General features: G+C 61.2%; 20 protein-coding genes. 13 read left to right on the top strand and 7 right to left on the bottom strand.

From position 1 onward, the window contains the following. Nucleotides 1-50 precede the first annotated feature (50 nt). From AC07OO_RS09840 to AC07OO_RS09780, 13 genes are all read left to right on the top strand, one after another. A complete protein-coding gene (locus AC07OO_RS09840; protein WP_495081924.1) occupies nucleotides 51-977 on the top strand; it encodes a LysR family transcriptional regulator in 927 nt (308 codons plus the stop codon). A 112-nt stretch (nucleotides 978-1,089) separates the two neighbouring features. After that, nucleotides 1,090-1,914 carry a putative hydro-lyase gene (locus AC07OO_RS09835; protein WP_495081923.1) on the top strand — a complete coding sequence of 275 codons (825 nt, stop codon included), beginning with the start codon at nucleotides 1,090-1,092 and terminating at the stop codon, nucleotides 1,912-1,914. 57 nt (nucleotides 1,915-1,971) lie between these two features. After that, nucleotides 1,972-3,237 (top strand): ABC transporter substrate-binding protein, encoded by a 1,266-nt coding sequence (locus AC07OO_RS09830; protein ID WP_495081922.1) that lies wholly within the window; start codon nucleotides 1,972-1,974, stop codon nucleotides 3,235-3,237. A 38-nt stretch (nucleotides 3,238-3,275) separates the two neighbouring features. Further along, complete coding sequence (locus AC07OO_RS09825; RefSeq protein ID WP_495081921.1) at nucleotides 3,276-4,142, top strand: branched-chain amino acid ABC transporter permease; 867 nt, start codon at nucleotides 3,276-3,278, stop codon at nucleotides 4,140-4,142. 16 nt (nucleotides 4,143-4,158) lie between these two features. Further along, complete coding sequence (locus AC07OO_RS09820; protein WP_495081920.1) at nucleotides 4,159-5,175, top strand: branched-chain amino acid ABC transporter permease; 1,017 nt, start codon at nucleotides 4,159-4,161, stop codon at nucleotides 5,173-5,175. Next, the gene (locus AC07OO_RS09815; protein WP_495081919.1) at nucleotides 5,172-5,882 is read left to right on the top strand and encodes an ABC transporter ATP-binding protein; all 711 of its coding nucleotides are present in this window, start codon (nucleotides 5,172-5,174) and stop codon (nucleotides 5,880-5,882) included. The genes AC07OO_RS09820 and AC07OO_RS09815 overlap by 4 nt, the downstream gene beginning before the upstream one ends. A 4-nt stretch (nucleotides 5,883-5,886) precedes the next feature. Further along, a complete protein-coding gene (locus AC07OO_RS09810; protein ID WP_495081918.1) occupies nucleotides 5,887-6,591 on the top strand; it encodes an ABC transporter ATP-binding protein in 705 nt (234 codons plus the stop codon). 24 nt (nucleotides 6,592-6,615) lie between these two features. After that, a complete protein-coding gene (locus tag AC07OO_RS09805) occupies nucleotides 6,616-7,602 on the top strand; it encodes a TRAP transporter substrate-binding protein (protein ID WP_495081917.1) in 987 nt (328 codons plus the stop codon). Nucleotides 7,603-7,643: 41 nt separating this feature from the next. Further along, the gene (locus AC07OO_RS09800; RefSeq protein ID WP_495081916.1) at nucleotides 7,644-11,303 is read left to right on the top strand and encodes a hydantoinase B/oxoprolinase family protein; all 3,660 of its coding nucleotides are present in this window, start codon (nucleotides 7,644-7,646) and stop codon (nucleotides 11,301-11,303) included. Nucleotides 11,304-11,350: 47 nt separating this feature from the next. Then, nucleotides 11,351-13,012: a methyl-accepting chemotaxis protein gene (locus tag AC07OO_RS09795; protein ID WP_495081915.1), complete on the top strand. Its 1,662-nt coding sequence runs from the start codon at nucleotides 11,351-11,353 to the stop codon at nucleotides 13,010-13,012. A 69-nt stretch (nucleotides 13,013-13,081) separates the two neighbouring features. Then, nucleotides 13,082-13,822, top strand: a complete 741-nt coding sequence (locus AC07OO_RS09790; RefSeq protein ID WP_495081914.1) for a substrate-binding periplasmic protein — start codon at nucleotides 13,082-13,084, stop codon at nucleotides 13,820-13,822. A 79-nt stretch (nucleotides 13,823-13,901) separates the two neighbouring features. Further along, the gene (locus tag AC07OO_RS09785; RefSeq protein ID WP_495081913.1) at nucleotides 13,902-14,489 is read left to right on the top strand and encodes a hypothetical protein; all 588 of its coding nucleotides are present in this window, start codon (nucleotides 13,902-13,904) and stop codon (nucleotides 14,487-14,489) included. Nucleotides 14,490-14,564: 75 nt separating this feature from the next. Further along, complete coding sequence (locus AC07OO_RS09780; RefSeq protein WP_495081912.1) at nucleotides 14,565-15,116, top strand: DinB family protein; 552 nt, start codon at nucleotides 14,565-14,567, stop codon at nucleotides 15,114-15,116. A gap of 110 nt (nucleotides 15,117-15,226) precedes the next feature. Here the strand turns inward: AC07OO_RS09780 and AC07OO_RS09775 are convergent, their stop codons facing one another. The 7 genes from AC07OO_RS09775 to rpsA form a co-directional block, all read right to left on the bottom strand. After that, nucleotides 15,227-15,793: a ComEA family DNA-binding protein gene (locus tag AC07OO_RS09775; protein ID WP_495081911.1), complete on the bottom strand. Its 567-nt coding sequence runs from the start codon at nucleotides 15,791-15,793 to the stop codon at nucleotides 15,227-15,229. Nucleotides 15,794-15,897: 104 nt separating this feature from the next. Beyond that, nucleotides 15,898-16,917 carry an ADP-glyceromanno-heptose 6-epimerase gene (rfaD, locus tag AC07OO_RS09770; protein ID WP_495081910.1) on the bottom strand — a complete coding sequence of 340 codons (1,020 nt, stop codon included), beginning with the start codon at nucleotides 16,915-16,917 and terminating at the stop codon, nucleotides 15,898-15,900. A 27-nt stretch (nucleotides 16,918-16,944) separates the two neighbouring features. Continuing rightward, complete coding sequence (gene rfaE1 / locus AC07OO_RS09765; RefSeq protein ID WP_495081909.1) at nucleotides 16,945-17,880, bottom strand: D-glycero-beta-D-manno-heptose-7-phosphate kinase; 936 nt, start codon at nucleotides 17,878-17,880, stop codon at nucleotides 16,945-16,947. Further along, entirely contained in the window at nucleotides 17,877-19,034 is a 1,158-nt protein-coding gene (gene lapB, locus AC07OO_RS09760) for a lipopolysaccharide assembly protein LapB (protein WP_495081908.1), read from the bottom strand. Before lapB ends, rfaE1 begins: the two co-directional genes overlap by 4 nt. Next, a complete protein-coding gene (locus AC07OO_RS09755; protein ID WP_495081907.1) occupies nucleotides 19,024-19,356 on the bottom strand; it encodes a LapA family protein in 333 nt (110 codons plus the stop codon). Before AC07OO_RS09755 ends, lapB begins: the two co-directional genes overlap by 11 nt. A 61-nt stretch (nucleotides 19,357-19,417) precedes the next feature. After that, entirely contained in the window at nucleotides 19,418-19,729 is a 312-nt protein-coding gene (locus tag AC07OO_RS09750; RefSeq protein WP_495081906.1) for an integration host factor subunit beta, read from the bottom strand. Between the two features lie 130 nt (nucleotides 19,730-19,859). Continuing rightward, nucleotides 19,860-21,542, bottom strand: a complete 1,683-nt coding sequence (rpsA, locus tag AC07OO_RS09745; RefSeq protein WP_495081905.1) for a 30S ribosomal protein S1 — start codon at nucleotides 21,540-21,542, stop codon at nucleotides 19,860-19,862. Nucleotides 21,543-21,618: the final 76 nt, after the last annotated feature.

Below are 21,618 nucleotides of genomic sequence, written 5' to 3'. Positions count from 1 at the left end.
TGTTCTCGCTTTTGGGTGGTGGATCGGTTAGCTGCAAATCATAATGGGCCATGAACCTGCGTTTTGTGGAAGCCTTTTATTGGGTCGCATCGCTGAAGAGCATCTCGCGTGCGGCCGACAAATTGTTCTTGACCCAATCGGCCATGTCCAGCCGCATCGCCACGCTGGAAGAGGAACTGGGCGTGTTGCTGCTGGACCGGCGCGACAAGCAGTTCAAGCTGACCACGGCCGGCGTGCGCTTCCTGGTCTATGCCCAAAAGCTGCTGGAGCTGCAGCGCGAGGTCAAGACCGAGATGGGCTCGGACGCACCCATGGCCGTGTCCATGCGCATAGGGGCCATCGAGTCGGTGCTGCACTCCTGGCTGATACCGTGGCTGGAAAAACTGCGCCGCGACCAGCCCGGCCTGGAGCTGGACCTGACGGTGGAAACCACGCCCATTCTGATGGACCATATCCGCCACGGTGCGCTGGATCTGGTGTTTGCGGCTATGCCGGCATCGGCCGACGGTGTGCGCAACCGCGCGCTGCCGACGATGGAAATGGCCTTTGTCGGCAACCCGACTTTGCATAAAAAGCGCAAATATCGGCTTGATGAATTGGCCGAAATGGAGTTGCTGACCTTCCAAAAGGGCTCGCAGCCCCATGTCACGCTGCTCGACCTGTTCCGTCAACACCAGTTGGAGCCCAAAAGGGTGCATGCCATCTCGTCGATATCGGCCATGGTGCAGTTGGTGCAAGGGGGCTTTGGTGTGGCTCTGTTGCCACGCGTGGCGGTGCAGCGCCTGACCGGCTTTGCCAGCCTGAAGCCGCTGAGTTGCGATGCCAAATTGCAAGCCCTGCCCATACACGCCAGCTACCGCACCGACCCCACGTCGCAGGCGGTGGAGACCGTCGTCAAGTCGGCCATCGCCTTCGTCGATGGTGCAAGCCGCGCACCAAAACGGGCGGCAAAAACAATTCCAAAGGGTAAACCCTAGTCATCGAAAAAATCGATGCCAGTAGCAAAAAATTTTGAATTTGCGAAACACGGTTTGCGCTTCCACAATCCGCCCATCGTCATGCAATTGACATGTGATTTGAGGATTTCAAGTGAGTACTGTGTCGCAATCCATCGCATCGGTCTTCAGCGCTGAAGAGGCCAAAAACGCGCAGCAGGTGCGCAAGCACATCCGCAGCGGTGACTGGCATTCACACACCAGCGGCCTGGCTAGCGACCATGTGCAAGGCAATGTGGTCATACTGCCCGAAGTGATGGCGACCGACTTTCTGCGCTACTGCCAACGCAACCCCAAGCCCTGCCCACTGTTGGCCGTATCCGAGCCCGGCAATCCGCTGCTGCCTAGCCTGGGTGCCGACGTCAACATCTGCACCGACCTGCCGCGCTACCGCGTGTGGCACCACGGCAATGTGGTCGATGAGCCCACTGACATTACCAAGCTGTGGCGCAACGACCTGGTGACCTTTGTGCTGGGCTGCTCGTTCTCGTTCGAGCAGGCCTTGCTCGAAGCCGGTCTGCCACTGCGCCATATCCAGCAGGGCCGCAATGTGGCCATGTACCGCACCAATATCCAGACCCATGCGGCCGGCGTGTTCAGCGGCCCCATGGTCGTGTCGATGCGACCCATGAAGGCGGCAGCCGCCATCCGCGCTGTGCAGGTCACCTCGCGCTTTCCGAATGTGCATGGCGCACCGGTGCACCTGGGCGATCCGGCTCTGATCGGTATTCGCGACCTGGCCAAGCCCGACTATGGGGACGCGGTCGAGGTGATGGCTGATGAGCTGCCCGTGTTCTGGGCCTGCGGTGTCACGCCCCAGGCGGCGTTGGCCCAAGCCCGCCCCGTTTTCTGCATCACGCACGCACCGGGCGCGATGTTGATCACCGATCTGCTGAACCAGCAGTTGGCGTCTTTTTAAGTGTTGGTACGGTAGTGCGCAAATAGCCCTAATTATTTTCAATCGAGGAGAACAGAAATGAAGAAACTGCTATGGATCAAGATGGCCGCCGTCGCGGTGGGCGTGGGCCTCAGCTGGGGCGTGCAGGCCCAGCAAGAAGTGAAGATCGGTGTGATCTACCCATTGACCGGCCCGGGTGCCGCCGTGGGCGCCGAACTGCGCAATGCGCTGGAACTGGCGGCCGACGTCATCAACAACGGAGCACCCGGCATTGCCGACCTGCCGTTCTCCGCCGGCAAGGGCCTGCCCAACCTGAAGGGCGCCAAGATCAAGCTGGTCTTTGCCGACCACCAGGCCAATCCGCAGATTGGTGCGACCGAAGCCGAGCGCTTGATCACGCAAGAAAAAGTGGTCGCCATCGTCGGGGCCTACAACAGCGCGGTCACCGCCACCGCCAGCCAGGTGGCTGAGCGCGCGGGCATTCCCTTCCTGAACCCCGAGTCGTCCTCGGCTTCGCTGACGCAGCGCAACTTCAAATGGTTCTTCCGCACCACACCGCATGACGATCTGTTTGTGCACAACGCGTTTGAATTCCTGAAGGAGCTGGAGGCCAAGAAAGGCATAAAGCCCAAGACCGTTGCGTCGTTGAATGAAAACGGTTTGTGGGGTTCCGAGACCACCAAGCTGCAAACCAAATTGGCGGCAGAGTTTGGCCAGAACATCGTGAAGCAGGTGTCGTACGCGGCCAAGACCACGCAGCTCACCTCGGAAGTGCAAACCCTGAAGGCGGCCAACCCCAACCTGCTGCTGCAGTCGTCGTACACGGCGGACGCCATCATGTCCATCAAGACCTACAAGGAACTGGGCTTTCTGCCGGACATGATTCTGGCCAATAACGCCGGCTTCACCGACACCGACTTCATCAAGACGCTGGGCAAGGATGCCGAGTACATCATCACCCGTGAAGTCTGGGCACTGGACCTGGCGGCACGCAACCCGCTGATCAAGCAGGTCAACGACTTGTACAACGCAAAGTACAAGATCAACTTCACTGGCAACAGCTCGCGCACCTTCACGGGGCTGATGGTCATGGCCGATGCGGTCAACCGTGCCGGCTCCACCGAGCCCGAAGCCATCCGCAAGGCGCTGACCGAAACCAATATCCGCGCCGACAACCTGATCATGCCGTGGAAGGGTGTGAAGTTTGACGCCACCGGCCAGAACACGCTGGGCCGCGGCATCCTGGTGCAGATCATCGACGGCAAGTACAACACCGTGTGGCCCTTCAACATGGCTGCGAAAGATGTGGTGTGGCCCATGCCGAAGTGGGATCAGCGCAAGTAAGACAGGCTTGATCACAGAGAAATGATCCGAGAAATACCATGACTACCGAAATTCTGTTGCAGACACTCGCCTCGGGTGTGCTGATTGGCTTGATTTACGCGTTGGTTGCCATCGGCCTGACCATGATTTTCGGGGTCATGGACATTGTGAACTTCGCCCATGGCGAGTTCCTGATGCTGGGCATGTACTCCAGCTTCTGGCTGTTCTCGCTGTACGCGCTGGACCCGATGCTGACGCTGCCGCTGACCGTGCTGATGCTGTTTGCCTTTGGTGTACTGCTGTACAAGCTGGTCATTGTGCGCATCATGCAGGCGCCCATGCTGTCGCAGATCTTCACAACCTTTGGCATCATGATCCTGCTGCGCGGCGTGGCCCAGTTCCTGTGGAAGCCTGACTTCCGCTCCATCGAAAACTCCGCCGTGAGCGGCACCGTCAAACTGTTTGATATCCAGGTCGGCATGCCCCAGTTAGTGGCCGGTATCGGTGCCATCCTGGTCACCGGGCTGATCTACTTTTTCCTGAACAAGACCCGCCTGGGCGCTGCGCTGGAAGCCACAGCATCCGACAAGGAAGCCGCCCGCCTGATGGGCATTGATTCGCACAAGATGTTTTCGCTGGCCTGGGGCATTGGTGCCGCCTGTGCCGGTGCGGCCGGTGTGCTGCTGTCCACCTTCTTCCCCATCTTCCCGGATGTCGGCGCCAACTTCATCTTGCTGGCCTTTGTGGTCGTCAACCTGGGTGGCTTTGGTAGCGTCACCGGTGCGTTCTGGGCCGGCATCATCGTCGGCGTGATCGAAGTCATGGGCGGCCTGTTGCTGGGGCCCCAGTACAAGACGGCCATCGTGTTGGTGATGTTCCTGGGCGTGCTGATGTTCCGTCCCCAAGGGCTGATGGGCAAGGCCTGAATCCGGAGCAAAGAACATGAAAAACACTCTCTTCGCAATCGCAGCCGGCGCCCTGGCCCTGGTGCTGCCCATGGTACTGGATACGTCCCACCTCAACATGGTCATTCTGGTGCTGATGGCCGCCCAACTGGGCGTGGCCTGGAACATCGTGGGCGGCTATGCCGGCCAGGTGTCGCTGGGGCATGCGGCCTTTGTCGGTCTGGGCGCCTACACCTCGACTCTCTTGCTGATCAAGTTCGGCATCAACCCCTGGATCGGCGTGCTGGCCGGTGGCTCCGTGGCCGCGCTGTTGAGTCTGGGCTTTGGCTGGTCGTGCTTTAGGCTCAAGGGCCACTACTTCGCGATGGCCACCATCGCCGTGGCCGAGCTGGTGCAGATTTTCTTCACCGAATGGGAATACGGTGGCACCGCGGTGGGCCTGTATGTGCCCATGGACCAGCAGGGTTGGCTGTGGATGAACTTTGCCACCAAGCTGCCCTACTACTGGCTGGCCCTGGGCCTGCTGCTGATCACCCTGGCGGCCAATCTGTGGATCGAGCGCAGCTATCTGGGCTACTACTTCCGCGCGATCAAGGATGAGCCCGATGCCGCACGCAGCGTGGGCGTCAACATCGCCCGCTACAAGCAGGTTGCCTTGTCGGTGAGTGCCTTCTTCTCCGCCCTGGGTGGCAGCCTGTATGCGCAGAAGGAGCTGTACATAGACCCCAACTCGGTGCTGTCCACCGCGCTGTCCATCAAGATGGCCCTGGTCGCCATCCTGGGTGGTGTGGGCACGCTGTTGGGTCCCGTCGTGGGCTCCGTGGTGCTGACCAGCATTGAGGAGTTCACCCGCATCCTGTTTGGCGGTACCGGCCGTGGCACTGATGTGATCATCTATGCGAGCCTGATCATTGTGATCGCGGTCTTCTACCCCACGGGCCTGCTGGGCTGGGTGCGCAGCTTCAAGGAACGCAGCCAGGCACGCGCCGATGCATCACGGCAGTTGGCTGCGCATGCAGCCACACAGCAGCCACAAAAGGGAGAGGCGGCATGAGCTTGCTACAAGTCAACAGCGTCAGCAAACAGTTCGGCGGGCTGACCGCCAACCAGGACGTGTCATTCACCGTGGACAAGGCCCAGGTCGTCGGTTTGATCGGCCCCAACGGCGCCGGCAAGACCACGATGTTCAACTGCGTGGCGGGCTTCTTCGCCCCCACGGCTGGCAGCATCCTGCTGAATGGCCGCAATATTGCCGGCCTGCCGCCCGAGGCCTGCGCCCGGGCCGGCGTGGGCCGCACCTTCCAGGTCGCCCGTACCTTCACCAGCATGACGGCCTGTGAGAACGTCATGACCGGTGCGCTCTTGCGCCAGCACAACGTGGCCAAAGCCCGTGTGTCGGCCATGGAATGGCTGGGCTTTGTGAATTTGAAACAGTTCGCCGACAAGCCAGCCGGCAGCATGACCATCAGCGAGCAGCGCCGCCTGGCTGTCGCCCGCGCCATGGCCATTGAGCCCAGCATCTTGCTGATGGACGAGGTGATGGCGGGCCTGAACCCCTCTGAAGTACGCGAAGCGGTGGACGTGGTGCTGAAGATACGCGACCGCGGAACGGCCTGCCTGATCGTGGAGCACGTGCTGGAGGGCATCATGCCCATCGCCGACAAGATCGTGGTGCTGGACCGTGGTGTCAAGATCGCCGAGGGCACGCCGCAACAGGTGTCGAATGACCCCACCGTCATCACCGCCTACCTGGGAGATTGAGAACATGTTGGAAATCAAGAACCTCAAGGTCTGCTACGACGACGTGCTGGCCATCTCCGATGTCTCGCTGAAGGTGGCTACCGGCAAGATCGTGGCCCTGGTTGGTGGCAACGGCAATGGCAAATCCACGACGCTGCGCGCGGTGGCCGGGCTGAACCCCGCTGCGGCCGGTAGCATCCATTTCAACGGTGCACCCATCCAAGGCATTGCGGCCGACAAGCGGGTGCCGCTGGGCCTGTCGCTGGTGCCCGAGGGCCGCCGCCTGTTCCCGCGCCTGACGGTGCTGCGCAACCTGGAGCTGGGTGCCTTCACCCGCAAGGACAAGCACGAAGTGGCCAGCAGCATCGACGAGATGCTGGGCCTGTTCCCCATCTTGAAGGAGCGCGCCACGCAACTGGCCGGCACCATGAGCGGTGGCGAACAGCAGATGCTGGCCATTGCCCGCGGCCTGATGGCCAAGCCCAAGCTCTTGATGCTGGACGAGCCCTCATGGGGTATCGCACCCAAGTTTGTAACCAAGGTGCTGGACGTCATCCAGCAGGTCAACGCCAAGGGCGTTTCTATTTTGCTGGTCGAACAGAACCTGCAAAAGGCGCTGAACATTGCGCACTATGGCTACGTCATCCAGACGGGCCGCATTGTCATGGAGGGGGCCGGGCAGACCCTGCTGCATGACGAGCACATCAAGAAAGCGTATCTGGGCCTCTAGGCCCGGCCACTGCAGGAGCACGCCATGAAAACCATTTGGATCGCTGCGCTGTGCGCGGCAGGGATGAGCTACGCCTCCACACTGCAAGCGCAAACCCCAAACGCGGTGGTATGGAGGTTTGCAACCGGCTACCGCGCCGAGTCCTTCCACACCGAAAACCTTATGCAGTTTGGCCATGCGGTCGAGGCGGCGACCAACCGGCAACTGCGTGTGGATGTGGCGCCCAACGGCAGCCTGTTCAAGCTGGGCGACATCCGCCAGGCCGTGCAGGACGGCAAGGTGGAGGCGGGCGAGACCATCATGACCAGCATGGTCAAGGACATACCCATTGCGGGTGCGGACTCGGTGCCCTTCGTCGTGGGCTCCTACCAGCGGGCACAGCGCCTGTGGCAGCTGCAGCGCCCCGGCATGGAGCGCGAATTCGCGCAGCGCGGCCTGAAGATCCTGTACGCCGTGCCCTGGCCACCCCAGGGCCTGTACACCACACGGCCGGTCAACTCGGTTAGCGATTTCAAGCACATGAAGATGCGCACCTACAACCAGACTACGGTGCGCATCGCCGAGATGCTGGGCGCCACGCCCGTGGATGTGGCCATGGTGGATGTGGACAAGGCTGTTAAGAGCGGGCGCCTGGACGCCATGATCACCTCGGCCGTGACCGGTGTGGAGAACAAGGTCTGGGGCCCCATCAAGTACTACTACGAGATCAGTGCCTGGTACCCCAAAAACATTGTCTTCGTCAGCACCAAGAGTTTTGATGCGCTGGCGCCCGAGGCGCGCGCCGCCGTGCTCAAGGCCGCGGCCGACGCGGAGAGCCGCGGCTGGATCGCCAGCGAATCCATCGCCCAGACATCGACCAAGGAACTGCAGGCCAACGGCATCAAGGTGGAGCGCATCTCCACCGACCTGGACACCGACTTCAAACGCATAGGCGAGCGCTTCTCCCGCGAATGGGTGCGCTCCGTGGGCCACCAGGCCAGCGACATCTTTGTGCCCTATTACTTCAACTAGACAAGCTCTATCTGTCACTCTCCATCAAAAGGTTCAGCACCATGCAAAACGGCAGCACCCCATCGGACTCCAAGCTCTGGCAATTCTGGATCGACCGTGGCGGCACTTTCACCGACATCGTGGGCAAGCGCCCCGACGGCACCCTGGTCACCCACAAACTGCTGAGCGAAAACCCCGAGCAGTACAAGGACGCAGCCGTGGCCGGCATACGCCACCTGCTGGGCCTCAAAAAGGGCGAGCCGGTCACTCCCGACCGCGTGGCCTGCGTGAAGATGGGCACCACGGTGGCCACCAATGCGCTGCTGGAGCGCAAGGGTGAGCCCACCCTCTTGGTTACCACGCGCGGCTTTCGCGACGCGCTGCGCATTGCCTACCAGAACCGCCCGCGCATCTTTGACCGCAACATCCAGTTGCCCGAACTGCTGTACAGCGCCGTCGTAGAGGCCCAGGAGCGGGTCGGTGCGCACGGCGAGAAAATCGAGGCGTTGAATGAGTTGCTATTAAAAGAAGAGCTGCAGGCTCAATACGGACGAGGGCTGCGCAGCGTTGCGATTGTGTTCATGCACGGCTACCGCTATACCGCACACGAACTGGCAGCCAAGCGGTTGGCAGAGGAGATCGGCTTCACGCAGATCAGCACCTCACACGAAACCAGCCCGATGATGAAGTTCGTCAGCCGCGGCGATACCACGGTGGTCGATGCCTACCTGTCGCCCATCCTGCGCCGCTACGTGGAGCAGGTGGCGGGTGAGATGCCAGGCGTCAAGCTGTTCTTCATGCAGTCGTCCGGCGGCTTGACCGACGCCCACAGCTTCCAGGGCAAAGACGCGATTCTGAGCGGCCCGGCCGGTGGCATTGTGGGTATGGCCCGCACCGCGGCCATAGCCGGCATCCAGAAGACGATTGGCTTTGACATGGGCGGCACGTCCACCGATGTGAGCCACTACGCCGGTGAGTTCGAACGCGAGTTCGAGACCCAGGTGGCCGGCGTGCGTATGCGCGCGCCGATGATGAGCATTCACACCGTGGCGGCCGGTGGTGGCTCGCTGCTGACCTTTGACGGTTCGCGCTTTCGCGTAGGGCCCGAGAGTGCCGGCGCCAACCCCGGGCCGGCCAGCTACCGCCGTGGCGGCACCTTGGCCGTGACCGATGCGAATGTGATGCTGGGCAAGATCCAGCCGCGCTACTTCCCCAAGGTGTTTGGCCCCCACGCCAACGAGGCGCTGAGCCTGGACGCCGTGCAAACCCAGTTTGCGCGCCTGGCCGAGCAGACCAAGCTGCCCGCCGAAGAGGTGGCCGAGGGCTTCATCAACATCGCCGTGCAGCAGATGGCCAATGCCATCAAGAAAATCTCGGTAGCCCGGGGCTATGACGTGACCGGCTACACGCTGCAGTGCTTTGGCGGTGCCGGCGGACAGCATGCCTGCCTGGTGGCCGACGCGCTGGGCATGACCCGCGTGTTTGTGCACCCGCTGGCGGGCGTGCTCAGCGCCTACGGCATGGGCTTGGCCGACCAGTCGGTGATACGGGAGCGTGCCATCGAAATCCAGCTCAGCCCGGAGGCCCTGCCCACTATTGCCGCCCAGCTGGATGGGCTGGCCTCACAGGCCGAAGGCGAGTTGACACGCCAGCAGGTCAACCACGGAGCCATCACCACGCACCACCGCGTGCATGTGCGCTACGAAGGTAGCGACTCGGCTCTGGTAGTGCCTTACCCCGCGGGTGGTGCGGACGCCCAGGGCACAGTGGCACTGATCATGGCGGGCTTTGAGGCAGCCTACCGCCAGCGCTTTGCCTTCCTGATGGAGGGCAAGGGCCTGGTCGTGGAAGCCGTGTCGGTGGAGGCGGTGATTGCCGGGGATGCGCCCGAAGAGCCCCGCCATACCGTGCACCCGGTGCGTGACCTGCAGGCCAGCGGTGCCGTGCGCGAGCGTGTGCGCATGTACTCGGGCGGGAACTGGGTAGAGGCATCGCTGGTGGTGCGCGAGGACCTGCGCCCCGGCGATGTGGTGGCCGGGCCGGCCATCATTGCCGAGAAGAACGCGACCACCGTGGTGGAGCCCGGCTGGCAGGCAACGCTTACGGAGTTTGACCATCTAGCCCTCGTCCGCACTGAAAAACGTGCTATCAAATTTGCAGTAGGCACGACGGTGGACCCGGTGCTGCTGGAGGTCTTCAACAACCTGTTCATGAATATTGCTGAGCAGATGGGCCTGCAACTGCAGAACACGGCCTACTCGGTCAATATCAAGGAGCGCCTGGACTTCAGCTGCGCGCTGTTCGATGCAGAGGGCAACCTCATCGCCAACGCACCCCACATGCCGGTGCACTTAGGGTCAATGGGCGAGAGCATCAAGACCGTGGTGCAGGAGAACGCTGCCACGATGCAGCCCGGTGATGTCTATGTGCTGAACGACCCCTACCACGGTGGCACGCACCTGCCCGACATCACCGTCATCACGCCGGTGTATCTGGATGGCAAGCCGACCTTCTACGTTGGCAGCCGTGGCCACCATGCGGACGTGGGCGGCACCACACCGGGTTCCATGCCCCCGTTCTCCACCCGTATTGAAGAAGAGGGTGTGCAGATCACCAACTTCAAGCTGGTGGACCGTGGTGTGCTGCGCGAGGCCGAGATGGTGGCCCTGCTCAGCAGCGGCGAATACCCCTCGCGCAACACGCAGCAGAACATGGCCGACCTGAACGCACAGATCGCTGCCAACGAAAAAGGCGTGCAGGAGCTGCGCAAGATGGTGGAGCACTTTGGGCTGGATGTCGTGCAGGCCTATATGCGCCATGTGCAGGACAACGCCGAGGAGTCTGTGCGCCGCGTCATCACGCGCCTGAAGGATGGTGCCTTCACGCTGCCGCTGGACAACGGCGCGCAGATCCAGGTTGCGATACGGGTGAACGCCAAGGCACGCAGCGCCGTCATCGACTTCACTGGCACCTCGCCGCAGCAGATCAACAACTTCAATGCGCCCACCGCGGTGTGCATGGCGGCTGTGCTGTATGTGTTCCGCACGCTGGTGGACGACGACATTCCGCTGAACGCAGGTTGCTTGAAGCCCCTGCAGGTCATCATTCCGCAGGGCTCCATGCTCAACCCCAACCCGCCGGCCTCCGTGGTGGCGGGCAATGTGGAGACATCCAGCTGCATCACCAATGCGCTCTACGGCGCGCTGGGTGTGATGGCAGGCAGCCAGTGCACGATGAACAACTTCACCTTTGGCAATGCGCGCTACCAGTACTACGAGACGATCTCGGGTGGCTCGGGCGCGGGCGCGGTGTTGAATGCAGCGGGCGAAGCCGTAGGGGGCTTCAATGGCACCAGCGTTGTGCAGACGCACATGACCAATTCGCGATTGACCGACCCGGAGATCTTCGAGTTCCGCTTTCCGGTGCGGCTGGACAGCTACGAGATCCGCGAGGGCTCGGGCGGCGCGGGCCAATGGCGGGGCGGCAATGGCGGTGTGCGCCGCGTGCGCTTCCTGGAGACCATGACGGCCAGCATTCTGTCCAACGGCCGCACGCAGGGCGCATTCGGCATGGCTGGCGGGGGGGCGGGCGAGGTCGGCCGCAACCGCGTGCTGCGGGCCAATGGCCGCATCGAAGAAATTGGCCACATCGGCCAGGCCGAAATGCAGGCTGGCGATGTGTTTGAAATCGCCACCCCCGGCGGTGGGGGCTACGGGACCTGACCCACGGCGAGCCACCCGATACCTAGGCACTTTGAAGGAGAAACACCATGCAAACCCATTCCTGGATGCGCCGATTCACGATCCGTTTTCGGATGTGGGCCACACTGTGCGTGGTGACAACCCTGGTGTGTGTGTTGGGTGGGGCGGGCTTGTATGGCATGGCGCGCATCTACGGCATGAGCGAGCAGTCCACGCACCAGTCCAATGTGCTGGTAGGGCAGATGAACGCGCTGCGCACCGACATGAACATGGCCCGCCGGCACGACAAGGACATGATCATCCAGTACGAGAGCGCAGAGGGCGTGAAGGCCGCGCAGGCCAAGTGGCAGGCCAGCCTGCAGCATGCCGATGGCGTGGTTCAAGAGTTGCAGACGGGCCTGCAGGACGCGAGCAAGGCCAATGTGCAAAAGGTATCAGACGCGCTGCACGCCTACCGCGACCTGTTCCTGCCCATCGCGCGCCAGTTGGAGGCCCAGGGCTACGACACGGCCACCATCGCCAACCGCCTGAGCGCCAAGGCCTTGCTGAAGTTTGACGAAGCCGAGGCGGCGCTCAACCTGGTAGACACCGCGCTGCGCCAGGACGTGGAGCACGCCGTGGGCGAGCAGGCCGCCGTGGCGCAGCAGATGGAGCGCCTGTTTGCGGTGGCCGTGGTGTTGGGCCTGTTGCTGGTGGTGCCGGCCACCTTGGTCAATATGCGCTCTATCTGCCAGCCCATAGACCGGGCCTTGCAGTTCTCGCGGGCCATCGCCCAGGGCGATCTGACGGACCATGGCATTGACACCGGCGGTAATGACGAGGCGGCCGGTTTGCTGAAGTCTCTGGAGGCCATGCGCCTGGCACTGGGCCATCTGGTGGGCCAGGTGCGCCACTCCACCGACAACCTGTCGACGGCCAGTGCCGAGATCGCGTCCGGCAACCAGGACCTGAGCGTGCGCACCGAGCAGACCGCCATCAACCTGCAGCGCACGGCCTCCAACATGGACCAGCTGACAAACGCGGTGCGGCAGTCGGCCGATGCGTCGCAGCAGGCCAACCAGCTGTCGTCATCGGCCGGTCAGGTGGCCGCACGTGGCGGGGCCGAGGTGACCCAAGTGGTGCGCACCATGCAGGAAATCAACGCCAGTTCCAAGAAGATCAGCGAGATCATTGGCGTCATCGATGGCATTGCCTTCCAGACCAATATTCTTGCGCTGAATGCGGCGGTGGAAGCAGCGCGCGCCGGCGAGCAGGGCCGTGGCTTTGCCGTCGTTGCGAGTGAAGTGCGGTCCTTGGCCGGGCGCAGCGCCGAGGCTGCGAAGGAGATCAAGCAGTTGATCAACGCCAGCGTGGAGCGCGTGGAAGTGGGCACGCAACTGGTGGACAGCGCAGGCCAGACCATGGCCGAGATCGTGCAATCGGTGCAGCGGGTATCGGACATCATTGGCGAGATCACGGCCGCATCGGCCGAGCAAAGCCACGGCATCGATGCCGTCAACACCGCGGTGGCCCAGCTGGACCAGATGACGCAGCAGAACGCGGCGTTGGTGGAGGAATCTGCGGCGGCCGCCGAAAGCATGCGCGAGCAGACCGAGCGCATGGCCGAAGTGATGGCGACCTTCAAGCTGGGTGCGGGCCATACCCCGGGCGGTGTACCGGCGGGTAGCCGGCTATCGGGAGCCGCGCCCGTTGTGCCCCTGGTACCCCTCGCACGTTTGCGCGCGGCCTAGCCGCAAGAGGCGCAGACCGCAGGCGGCCAAGGTGCCGCTGTCCATTGTTTTCAAGAACGGAGAATCACCATGTGGTTTTCAAAGCTACTGCTCGCCTGTGCGCTCGCCACTGCGGGGGCCGCCTGGGCCGACACCTTCAAGCTGGTGACCTTTGAGTACCCGCCCTATGAGTACACCGAAAACGGCGAGGTCAAAGGGATGGCGGTGGACATCATCCGCGCGGCCTTCAAATTGATGAACCACGAGGCCAGCATCGAGGTCTTGCCCTGGACCCGTTGCCAGGTCTTGTTTGAGCGCGGCGAGGTGGATGGCATCTTCACCTTCTTCCAGAACGAAGAGCGGCAGGCCTTCACGCTGTTCTCCAAAGAGGTTGTGGTGACGCAGACGATTGCGCTGTGGACGCTGAAAAACACAAAAATTGAATTCAACGGAGACCTGACCCGGCTGCAACCCTATAACTTTGGCATCACCCCCAAGACCAGCTATGGCGAGCGCTTTGACACGGCGATCAAATACGGGCTCTTGCGCACCGAGCCGGCGGCTTCCATCGAGAGCAATATCCGCAAGCTGGTCAATGGGCGCATCGACATCTGGGTCAGCAACCGCGATGGCGCACACCATGAGCTCAAACGCCTGGGTCTGTTTGGCAAGGTGCGCGAGCTGAAGCAGCCCATCCAGGTGGTGCAGGCCTACGTGGGCTTTTCCAAGCTGCGCAACCATACTGCGCTGCGAGACGCTTTTGACCAGGCGCTGTTGATGCTGAAGCAATCGGGTGCCTACGACAGGCTCGTCAAAAAATACTCAGAGTAGAGAGCCCTGATTTGTCGCCTTGCGGGAACCCACGCGTTCGTTCTTCTTCTCCGCGAACACTTCATCAGGCCACAGTTTCATGTTCAATGCCAGCTTTGACTTCAACAGTGTTTTGCCGATGCCGCCGGAGCTGCAGATTGAGTCCGACAGTATGGTGGAGACGGGATATGCTGCTTTGTACGGAGACTGGCAGTTGGAAGCGCAGCGATGGATGTTCAAGGAGCCGGCGGAAAAGTTTGGATTCCCGTTTCCACTAGAGTCTCGCGAGCAGGTTATCGCGTGTTTGCGTTCATTTGATTGTGCTGACATGTACCTTGTTCCGGCGCAGGCCTTTCGCAGCAATGTCTTGCAACACGGCCATGGTGATTGGTACGGATGGTGCAACGCGCACTGGGGCACCAAATGGAACGCTGAGGAAATTCGCCTGCTCATCGAGCCCGACTGCATCAGCTTGAGCTTTGTTACCGCGGGTGCATATCCCAAGCCCATTCTCAAAGAGCTATCCTTTTCGAATCCCGAGACTGCGTTTCACGTACGTTACTACGACGAACACTACCGATGGGCCAAGGATTTCGTGCTGGTGAAGGGCAAGGAAACCAAGAAGACCAAGCGGTTGCCCAGAGACGTGGCAGCAGAGGTTCAGGCTTTTCGCATGCATGCGTCTTGATACCGAGGTTGATTCTCATGATGCGGATCCCCCATTGTGCAGACGGAAGAAGTCTGACGCTGCACAATGCGGCGCATGAACGATTCTTTCAACGACAACTACCGTTTCCTGGCCCGCTACAACCAGTGGTTCAATGCCAGGCTGTTCGATGCCTGCGAGCGGCTGACCGATGCACAGCGCAAGCAGGATCGCGGGGCCTTTTTCGGCTCCATCCACCACACGCTGAACCATGTGCTGGTGGGTGACCAGATCTGGCTCAAGCGCTTTCGACAATGCGGGTTGGACCACGGTTGGCAGGCACCCAGCCTGAGCGATGCGGTGCTGGATCTGCCAGAAGGTGCGACGCTGAATACGGTGCTGTTTGAGGATTGGACCGCTCTGCGAGTCAAGCGGGCACAGATGGATGCGGCTATCGTGCAATGGGTGGCCGATATGCCCGAGGACTATGCGCAGTTCACGATGCGTTATGCCAATTCCAAGGGTGTGCAGCGCGCCCACCCGGCTTGGCAGGCCCTGACCCATTTCTTCAATCACCAGACCCATCACCGTGGCCAAGTGACGACCTTGCTGATGCAGGCCGGTGTGGACCCGGGGACCACGGATCTGATTGCCTTGCTCAATACCTGATTTGCTCTATTTTTAATAGCAACTCACGCAGTAACGGTGAGGGTTAGTGGCGAGTTTGATAAAAACAAAACCCGCCGAAGCGGGTTTTGGGGTGAAAGCGCAAATAAGGCTTACTTCTTGGGGGTGCTGGCAGCAGCGGCAGGTGCGTCAGTCTTGGCCTTCTTGGCATCTTCCTTGGCTTGCTTGGCAGCCTCTTTCTTGGCCTTGGCTTCTTCAGCCTTCTTTGCCTTTTCTTCGGCCTTGGCCTTCTTGGCTTCGTCGGCCTTCATCTTGGCTTCGGCCTTGGGGTCCTTCTTTTCTTCCTTGGCAGCAGGAGCGGGTGTTGCTGCTGCGGGGGCAGAGGCTGCCGCGGCGGGCTTGGCTTCGGTCTTGGCGGCGGGAGCTGCAGGTGCCGCTGGTGCAGCGGCTGCGCCCTTGAAGCCGGCACCATTGACGGTCAGGCCTTCGGCAGAGAACTTGGTGGCATTGCCTTCACCGACGCCTTTGACGCGCTCGATGAAGTCGTTCCAGTCTTTGAAGTTGCCTTTCTTGCGTTCGTCCACAATCTTGCCGGAGATGGCGGGGCCAATGCCCTTGACGCCATCCAGTTCAGCGGCAGTTGCCTTGTTGACATCGACCGCGGCGAAACTGAGCGAGGCGTACAGCATGACCATAAGGGCCAGAATCTTTTTCAACATGTGCGTGTCCTTCAGGAAGAGGGGGTGAACCGGGGAGGTGTGTGGCACCAGAAGCTGGTGTCCACTGCACAACGTGTGGTCTGTCGCCGTGGTTGACCCGCGCCTCAAACGCCTGCCGTCAGCGCCTGCACATAGGAGCGCACGCCGCTTTGCACATTGGCGAACACATGCTGGCAGCCGGTGCTGCGCAGGGCGCTGAGGTCGGCCTGGGTGTAGCTCTGGTACTTGCCGCGCAAGGCATCGGGGAAGCTGATGTACTCGATCAAGCCGTTGGACACGGCCTCTTGCAGGCTGAGAGCGCCTTGGCCAGCCTGCTCGCGCAAGGTGTTGACCACGGTGATGGCCACGTCATTGAAGGGCTGGGCCTGGCCGGTGCCCAGGTTGTAGATGCCCGATTCGGCCGGGTGGTCGAAGAACCACAAATTGACCGCCACTACATCGTCGATGTAGACAAAATCGCGCATCTGGCCACCGGCCTGGTAGCCACCATAGTCGCCAAACAATTTGACCTTGCCGTCGGCACGGAACTGGTGGAATTGGTGAAACGCCACGCTGGCCATGCGGCCCTTGTGCTGCTCGTGCGGGCCATAGACATTGAAGTAGCGAAAGCCCACGACCTGGTTGGTTTTGCCGGCTTTGGTGCGCTCGAAGTGGTTACCGCACTCGCGGCGCATGCGCTGGTCGAACAGAAGCTTGGAGTAGCCGTAGACATTCAGCGGGCGCTCGAAGGCAGGCTCTTCGCGGAAGGTGTCGGAGCCGCCATAGGTGGCGGCGGACGATGCATACAACAAGCGCGCACCGCGCTTCTGGCAGGCCTGGAACAACTGGCACGACAGCGTGTAGTTGTTGGCCATCATGTACTTGCCATCCAGCTCCATGGTGTCGCTGCAGGCGCCTTCGTGGAACACGGCCTCGATCTGGCCATAGGCACCATTGGCGAAAGCCTCGTAGAAGGTGTCGGCATCCACATAGTCGGCAATGCGCAGGCCGGCCAGGTTGCGGAATTTGTCGCCCTGCTTGAGGTCATCCACGGCGATGATGTCGTCAATGCCGCGTGCATTCAGGCCCTTGATGATGTTGCTGCCAATAAAGCCTGCGGCTCCGGTTACCACGATGCGTGTCATAGCTGGGTTCTTTCTGTGCTGCTCAGTTCAGTGGTTGGCAAACAACTCGTCGTAGCTGACGGTGGCCGTACCAAACTTGCCGACCACGATGCCACCGGCCCGGTTGGCGATGGGCACGGCGTCGCGTAGGCTGGTGCCGCCTGCGACCAGCGCGGCCATCGTGGCGATGACGGTGTCGCCCGCGCCGGTCACGTCAAACACCTCGCGCGCCTGGGCGCTGACGTGCAACTCGCCGTGGTCGTCAAACAGTGTCATGCCTTCTTCGCTGCGGGTTAGCAAGATGGCTTGGAGTTTGGAGGCTTTGCGCAAGTTGTGCACCTTGCTACGCAGATCGTCCTCGTCACGCCATGCGCCAATGACCTGTTGCAGCTCGGCCCGGTTGGGTGTGATGACGGTGGCGCCTTGGTAGCGTATGAAGTCACTGCCCTTGGGGTCTACCAGGATGGGTTTGCCGGCCGTGCGGGCGCGGGCAATCATGTCGGTGATATGGCCCAGGCCACCCTTGCCGTAGTCGGAAAACAGCACAGCGCCATGCACGGGCAGCAGGTTTTCAAAGGCGGCGGTTTGCGAGGCCAGCAGTTCGTTCTTGGGGGTGTTTTCAAAGTCCAGGCGCAGCAACTGCTGCTGGCGGCCAATGACCCGCAGCTTGACGGTGGTCTTGAGGTCGGCGTCACGGCCGAAATGGGGCTGGATGCCGGTCTGCGCGACCAGGGCTTCCAACTTATGGCTGGCCTCGTCGTCACCGACTACGGTCAACAGCGAGGCTTGCGCGCCCAAAGTGACCACGTTGTAGGCGACGTTGGCCGCACCACCATTGCGCTCTTCTTCGCGTGTGATGCGCACCACGGGCACGGGTGCCTCGGGCGAGATGCGGTCCACAGCGCCGTACCAGTAGCGGTCCAACATTACGTCGCCAACCACCAGCACCTGGGCGGTGGCCATTTTTTCTTTGGAAATTGTCATAACTCTTCAACTCTACGGGCGGGATAACTGTCCCAGGCTTGGCAGCCGGGGCAGTGCCAGAAATGCTGCTTGGCCTCAAAGCCACAGGCCGCGCAACGGTAGCGGGTCAGGGGTTTGACGGCCTGGTCCAGCGCGCGTTGCACCTGGGGATGGAATTGCTCGTGCTCCAGCTTTTCGCCTGCAATCCATTTAGCGGCAGCTACCAGCGAGGGCTCGTTCTCCAGATGGCGGGCATACCATTCACGCGCAGTGGCGGTAGGTGCGCCGCTGGCGGCCTCCAGCGCAACGATGGCATCCAACACATCTAAAGAGGGGGTATGGGTATAGACCGCCTTCAGTCGGGCCAGTGTGCGCACGCCTTGACCGGCAGCAATGGCATTGCGGGCCAGCAGCGGCGCAATCAGGGCCGTGGCCGAGGGCGCTGTGGTCAGGGCCTGGGTCAGCGTCTCGCAAGCCAGCGCGTGCTGGCCTTGCTGGCTTTGCAGTTGGGCCAAGTCCATGCGCGCGCGCGGGGCTTCGGGTGCGATGTGCATGGCCTGGTTCAGGTATTCCGTGGCCTGGGTCAGGTCGTTCGCAGCCGCGCTGGTGGCGGCTTGTTCACACAGGTAGTGGGACAGGCGCCCCTTGAAGCTACCCTGGCCCGAGGACTCCAGTTTTTGCGCGATGTGCGCCGCATGTTCCCAGTCACGTGAGCGCTCGTAATTGGCCAGCAGTGCCAATCGGGCCTGGCCTTCAAAGCGGGTGCCATCGAGTTTGAGCAGAGCCTCTTCTGCCCGGTCCAACAAACCGGCCTTCAGGTAGTCCAGCGCCAGTGCATGCTGGGCACGGTGCCGGTCGTCCTGGCTCAGGTCTCCGCGGGACAGCAGGTGCTGGTGCACACGCACGGCGCGCTCGTACTCGCCACGCCGGCGGAACAAGTTGCCCAGTGCGAAGTGCAGTTCGGAGGTGTCGGGGTCGTTTTGCACGGCCTCGATAAAGGCGTCGATGGCCTGGTCCTGCTGCTCGTTGAGCAGGAAGTTGAGGCCTTTGAAGTAGGCCTTGGGTGCTTGGCGGTTCTCCATGCGCAACTGGCGCATATCGAATCGCGATGCCATCCAGCCCAACACAAAGACGACTGGCAGCGCCAGCAGCATCAGGCTGAGATCAAATTCCATACGGGGGCTGTTGGGGTTGTTGTGGGGGCAAAGGGGCTTTTTCCGGCATGGCCGCGGCGGCCGTGGAGGCTGCGGCTGCCGTCTGGCGTGCCTGTGCGGCTTCGCGGCGGTGGCGCCACCAGCGGGGCACCATGCCCAGCACGCCAATGACCAGTCCGATCGCAAAGGCTATCAGCACGACCAGGACCAAGGGGGCCGTCCACTGTTGTCCGAAGAAAAAGCGCACCGTGGCATCGTGCTGGTTGTTCAGCGCGAAGGCAAAAAGGGTAAAAAAAATGGCTGCTTTAAGCATCCACTTAAAGAACCATACAAGTTGTTTCATCGATCTCCCCGGTGTGTGGAGATTCTAATAGCCTGCAAGGGCAGAACGCCCAGTCGGGGTACTACGGTTTGGTCTTGGTTTCCAACTCGGCTGTGCGCTGGTCCACGGATTCGCGCAAGGCTTTGCCCGGCTTGAAATGGGGGACGCGTTTTTCGGGGATGGCGACACTCTCACCGCTGCGGGGATTGCGGCCCATGCGGGGCGGGCGGTGGTTGATGGAGAAACTGCCGAAGCCACGGATTTCGATGCGGTGGCCAGCAACCAGGGCGTCGTTCATCGCGTCCAGAATGGCCTTGACGGCGAATTCAGTGTCGCGGTGCGTGAGTTGCGCAAAGCGGTTGGCGAGTTCTTCAACGAGGTCAGAGCGTGTCATGGGAGAAGATTCTTATCCAAGAAAAACGGCCGGTATCCCAACACCTGTTTGGGGTAACGGCCGTTTGTTCAATTCAACAGCATATTAAAAATCGTGCAGGGCAGGTTTTGCATGCTGCCCTTGCGGATTTTTAGTTGTTGTTGTCGAGCTTGGCACGCAGCAGTGCGCCCAGGCTGGTTGTGCCAGCGTTTTCACGGGCAGATTGCTGGCTCAGCGTTTGCATGGCTTCGCTTTGGTCAGCAGCGTCCTTGGCCTTGATGGACAACTGGATGTTGCGGGTCTTGCGATCCACGTTCACAACCACGGCTGTCACTTCGTCGCCTTCCTTCAGCACGTTGCGAGCATCTTCCACGCGGTCGCGGGAGATTTCGGAAGCGCGCAGGTAGCCGATGATGTCGTCGCCCAGGTCGATTTCAGCGCCCTTGGGGTCCACAGTCTTGACCTTACCGGTCACAACCTGGCCCTTGTCGTTGATCGACACGAAGGTGGTGAAAGGATCGGAGTCCAGTTGCTTGATGCCCAGGGAGATGCGTTCGCGGTCCACGTCCACAGCCAAGACCAAAGCCTCGACTTCTTGACCCTTCTTGAATTCGCGCACGGCAGCTTCGCCGGTTTCGTTCCAGGACAGATCGGACAGGTGCACCAGACCGTCGATACCAGCAGCCAGACCGACGAACACGCCGAAGTCGGTGATGGACTTGATCGGGCCCTTGACGCGGTCGCCGCGCTTGGTGTTTTGAGCGAACTCTTGCCATGGGTTGGCCTTGCACTGCTTCATGCCCAGGGAGATGCGACGCTTGTCTTCGTCGATTTCCAGAACCATGACTTCGACTTCGTCACCCAGGGCAACGATCTTCGAAGGTGCAACGTTCTTGTTGGTCCAGTCCATTTCGGACACGTGGACCAGGCCTTCGATACCGGGTTCGAGTTCCACAAACGCGCCGTAGTCGGCGATGTTGGTGATCTTGCCGAACATGCGGGTACCTTGGGGGTAACGGCGGTTCACGCCCATCCAAGGATCGTCGCCCATTTGCTTCAGACCCAGCGAGACACGGTTCTTTTCGGTGTCGAACTTCAGGATCTTGGCAGTGATTTCTTGACCAGCGGTCACCACTTCGGATGGGTGACGGACGCGGCGCCATGCCATGTCGGTGATGTGCAGCAGGCCATCGATACCGCCCAGGTCCACGAACGCACCGTATTCGGTGATGTTCTTGACCACGCCTTGGACCACAGAACCTTCTTTGAGGGTCTGCATCAGCTTGGCGCGTTCTTCGCCCATGGAGGCTTCGACCACGGCACGGCGGGACAACACGACGTTGTTGCGCTTGCGGTCCAGCTTGATGACCTTGAATTCCATGGTCTTGTTTTCGTACGGAGACAGGTCCTTGGTAGGACGTGTGTCAACCAACGAACCTGGCAGGAAGGCACGGATGCCGTTGACCAGAACGGTCAGGCCGCCCTTGACCTTGCCGGAAGTGGTACCGGTGACGAATTCGCCGGATTCCAAAGATTTTTCCAGAGACATCCACGAAGCCAGGCGCTTGGCGGTGTCGCGGCTGACGATGGTGTCGCCGTAACCGTTTTCCATGGCCACGATGGCGACGGAAACGAATTCACCTACTTGAACTTCGAGTTCACCCTTGTCGCTCTTGAATTCGGACAATGGAACGTACGCTTCGGACTTGAGGCCGGCATTGACCACGACGAAGTTGTGTTCGATGCGAACGACTTCAGCGGTAACGACTTCACCGATGCGGGTTTCCGAGCGTTTTTGTGACTCTTCAAATAGGTCTGCGAAAGATTCTGACATTTGCTTTGCGGTCAAAAGACCACGGGGTTAAGTTGTTGAACCACACAACCGGTGCGCTTGCTGCGCGAGAGGAGTT

This window comes from Rhodoferax sp. GW821-FHT07G04 (assembly GCF_059418585.1).
This window is presented reverse-complemented; position numbering and strand designations above follow the sequence as displayed.

Bases quoted from the DNA above. Each gene is read 5' to 3' on its own strand.
- AC07OO_RS09840 (WP_495081924.1), top strand. From the start codon at position 51: ATGAACCTGCGTTTTGTGGAAGCCTTTTATTGGGTCGCATCGCTGAAG.
- AC07OO_RS09830 (WP_495081922.1), top strand. From the start codon at position 1,972: ATGAAGAAACTGCTATGGATCAAGATGGCCGCCGTCGCGGTGGGCGTG.
- AC07OO_RS09825 (WP_495081921.1), top strand. From the start codon at position 3,276: ATGACTACCGAAATTCTGTTGCAGACACTCGCCTCGGGTGTGCTGATT.
- AC07OO_RS09820 (WP_495081920.1), top strand. From the start codon at position 4,159: ATGAAAAACACTCTCTTCGCAATCGCAGCCGGCGCCCTGGCCCTGGTG.
- AC07OO_RS09815 (WP_495081919.1), top strand. From the start codon at position 5,172: ATGAGCTTGCTACAAGTCAACAGCGTCAGCAAACAGTTCGGCGGGCTG.
- AC07OO_RS09810 (WP_495081918.1), top strand. From the start codon at position 5,887: ATGTTGGAAATCAAGAACCTCAAGGTCTGCTACGACGACGTGCTGGCC.
- AC07OO_RS09805 (WP_495081917.1), top strand. From the start codon at position 6,616: ATGAAAACCATTTGGATCGCTGCGCTGTGCGCGGCAGGGATGAGCTAC.
- AC07OO_RS09800 (WP_495081916.1), top strand. From the start codon at position 7,644: ATGCAAAACGGCAGCACCCCATCGGACTCCAAGCTCTGGCAATTCTGG.
- AC07OO_RS09795 (WP_495081915.1), top strand. From the start codon at position 11,351: ATGCAAACCCATTCCTGGATGCGCCGATTCACGATCCGTTTTCGGATG.
- AC07OO_RS09790 (WP_495081914.1), top strand. From the start codon at position 13,082: ATGTGGTTTTCAAAGCTACTGCTCGCCTGTGCGCTCGCCACTGCGGGG.
- AC07OO_RS09785 (WP_495081913.1), top strand. From the start codon at position 13,902: ATGTTCAATGCCAGCTTTGACTTCAACAGTGTTTTGCCGATGCCGCCG.
- AC07OO_RS09780 (WP_495081912.1), top strand. From the start codon at position 14,565: ATGAACGATTCTTTCAACGACAACTACCGTTTCCTGGCCCGCTACAAC.
- AC07OO_RS09775 (WP_495081911.1), bottom strand. From the start codon at position 15,793: ATGTTGAAAAAGATTCTGGCCCTTATGGTCATGCTGTACGCCTCGCTC.
- rfaD (WP_495081910.1), bottom strand. From the start codon at position 16,917: ATGACACGCATCGTGGTAACCGGAGCCGCAGGCTTTATTGGCAGCAAC.
- rfaE1 (WP_495081909.1), bottom strand. From the start codon at position 17,880: ATGACAATTTCCAAAGAAAAAATGGCCACCGCCCAGGTGCTGGTGGTT.
- lapB (WP_495081908.1), bottom strand. From the start codon at position 19,034: ATGGAATTTGATCTCAGCCTGATGCTGCTGGCGCTGCCAGTCGTCTTT.
- AC07OO_RS09755 (WP_495081907.1), bottom strand. From the start codon at position 19,356: ATGAAACAACTTGTATGGTTCTTTAAGTGGATGCTTAAAGCAGCCATT.
- AC07OO_RS09750 (WP_495081906.1), bottom strand. From the start codon at position 19,729: ATGACACGCTCTGACCTCGTTGAAGAACTCGCCAACCGCTTTGCGCAA.
- rpsA (WP_495081905.1), bottom strand. From the start codon at position 21,542: ATGTCAGAATCTTTCGCAGACCTATTTGAAGAGTCACAAAAACGCTCG.